Annotated in this window: 2 protein-coding genes; both read left to right on the plus strand. The window is 67.3% G+C overall.

Translation table 11 applies throughout. The features are described from left to right. On the plus strand, positions 1 to 723 hold a 723-nt coding region (locus tag VNE60_04190; protein ID HVB30709.1), incomplete at its 5' end, for a carbon-nitrogen hydrolase family protein. Between the two features lie 139 nt (positions 724 to 862). Next, a partial coding sequence (locus VNE60_04195; protein HVB30710.1) for a DUF5916 domain-containing protein occupies positions 863 to 2911 on the plus strand: 2049 nt, incomplete at its 3' end.

Here is a 2911-nt window from a genome sequence, read left to right on the forward strand (position 1 = left end):
GCGTCGGCGCAGGGCGCCGAGATCGCGTGCTTTCCCGAAGCCTATCTGCCGGGACTGCGGGGACAGGATTTCGACGTCTTTCCGTTCGATGCGGCGCAGGAGGAACGCGCGCTCCGCAGCGTGGCGCAGTGGGCGCGAACGTATGCGGTGGCCACGATTCTCGGGATGGAGCACGTCACGGCGGCGGGGCGCCAGGTTGCCGCGTTCGTGGTCGACGCCCGCGGCGAGATGCTGGGATACCAGACCAAGAACCAGTTGGACCCGACCGAAGATCGGTTCTACGTGCCCGGCAATACGCGGCGGCTGTTCGAGATCAACGGGGTCAGGTTCGGCGTGGCGATCTGCCATGAAGGCTGGCGCTATCCCGAGACGGTGCGATGGGCGGCGGCGCGAGGGGCGAAGATCGTCTTCCATCCCCAGCATACGGGCAGCCACAGCGGCGGCGTGCGGCTGACGCAGTGGGGAGCGGCCGACGCGCCGTACTATGAGAAGGCGATGACGATGCGCAGCATCGAGAACACCATCTATTTTGCCAGCGTCAACTACGCGTTGCCCTTCCAGGAGTCGGCGACGAGCCTGATCGCTCCGTCGGGCCGGTGCCAGGCGTACCTACCGTATGGGCAGGAGGGCGTGCTGGTGCAGGCCATCGACGTGGAGCAGGCCACCGGGCTGCTCGCCATGCGCTACGCGCCGGAGCGGTATCGGGACGCGACGCCGGAGTGAACGTCGCGCGGGTTCCCGACGCGCCGACGCGGCGAATGTCACGCGCCGCCGCTTGAAACCTGCCAACCAAGTGCGCTCGTAGGGTGTCCAACCGCACAGACCACGCGGTTGCCCATTCTCCCCCCAATCGAGCGGCTCCATGATCGCAGTGACGGCCCTATTTCTCGCGCTGAGTCTTCAGCTGCCCGAAGGCCCGCAGGCCGGCGCAGCGCATGTGGCCGCGGCGCATGCGGCCGCGGCGTATCGGGTACCGTTGCCCACGCCAACCGGCGCGGTGGCCGTGCGGGCCACGGTACCGCCGGTGATCGACGGCAGGGATGACGACGCGGTGTGGCGCTCGGCGCCGCCGATCACGGGCTTCACGGAGTGGCAGCCCACCGAGGGCAAGCAGCCGCGCTTTCGCACGGAGGCCAAGGTGGCGTACGACGCGGCGAACCTCTACGTGTTCGTGCGCGCGTTCGACCCGCATCCCGACAGTATCATCCGCATTCTCGAGCGGCGCGACACGTTCACGCCCTCCGACATGATCTGGCTGTTCGTGGACTCGTACCACGACCGGCGCACGGGCTACGAGTTCGGCGTGAATGCGGCCGGCGTGAAGATCGATCAAGCCATCTACAACGACGGCCACGAAGACGGGGCGTGGGACGCGGTGTGGGACGTGGTCACGCGGATCGACTCGCTGGGCTGGACGGCCGAGTTCCGGATCCCGCTCTCGCAGCTGCGCTACAGCAGGAGTCGCGACCACAGCTTCGGGTTCACGATCGATCGCGACATCTACAGATACGCCGAGCGGGTGAGCTGGCCGGCGTTCAGCCAGTCCAAGCCGGGCATGGTGTCGCAGTTCGGCACCCTCGGCGGCCTGGACAGTCTGGAGGCGCCGCGCCGTCTGGAGGCGATGCCGTACGTGGTCACGAAGAACGGTTCGCAGATCGCCGACAATCGATTCACCAGTCAGTCCAACGTCACGTTGGGCGGCGATCTGAAGTACCGGTTGGCGTCCAACCTGACGCTCGACGCGACGATCAATCCGGATTTCGGGCAGGTGGAATCCGACCCCGCGGTGTTGAACCTCACGGCGTACGAGTCCTTCTTCGACGAGCGCCGGCCGTTCTTCGTGGCCGGACGAGGGCAGTTCGAGTTCGACGTGAACTGCAGCGACGTCAACTGCGACAACGAGGGGCTGTACTACAGCCGGCGCATCGGGCGCACGCCAGAGCTGGCCGGCACGTACGGCGACACGGTGCCGCTGCAACCCACGACCATCTTCGGCGCGGCCAAGCTGCTGGGACGATTCCGCAACGGACTCACGCTGGGCGTGCTGGACGCCACCACGCAGCGCGCGTCGAGCCCCGGCGACACGACTTACGAGCCGCTCACCAACTTCACCGTGGCGCGGGTGACGCAGGATCTGCGCAACGGCAACAGCACGATCGGCGCGATCGTCACGGCGGTGAACCGCCGTGACGATCCATGGACCGCCCCGTATCTGCCGGCGAGCGCCTACGCGGCCGGGGTGGACTTTCGCCACCGCTTTCTGCGCAACCAGTACGAACTGTCCGGATCGCTGGACCAGAGTCGCGTGCAGGGCAGCCGTTCGTCGATGCTCGCCCTGCAGACCGACGCGGTGCATTACTACCAGCGTCCCGACGCCGGGCTGCCGCTGGATTCCAACCGGACGCTGCTGGGGGGCGACGCGGAGGAGTTCAAGTTCGGCAAGATCGGCGGGGAGCACCTCATGTTCCAGTCCGCGTACCAGCGCCGGTCGGCCGGATTCGAGGTGAACGACCTGGGCTATCTGCGACGGGCCGACGAGCAGTCGTGGAACACCTGGGCGGGGTTCTTCGACCGCCACCAGCGCGCGCTCTACAATCGCTTGCAGTGGAACAACAACTGGATGCAGTACTGGACCACGAACGGCCTGCCGCTGGAAGCGGCATACAACACCAACCTCCACCTCACGGCGCGGAGCAACTGGTCGTGGAATATGGGCGCGACGCTGGGGCAGCTCGGTACGACGTACGACGATCGCTCGGCGCGCGGCGGACCGGCCATCCGCCAGGATCCCTACGTGGCCCCGTGGGTCTCGATCAGCGGCGACGATCGCCGGTCGCTGGTGCCCTCTCTCAACGCCAACTACTTCCGGGGCGACGCGGGGCGCAATTCGTCGTGGAGGCTGGGGCCGGAG

Source organism: Gemmatimonadaceae bacterium (assembly GCA_035533755.1).
Classification (GTDB): domain Bacteria; phylum Gemmatimonadota; class Gemmatimonadetes; order Gemmatimonadales; family Gemmatimonadaceae; genus JAGWRI01.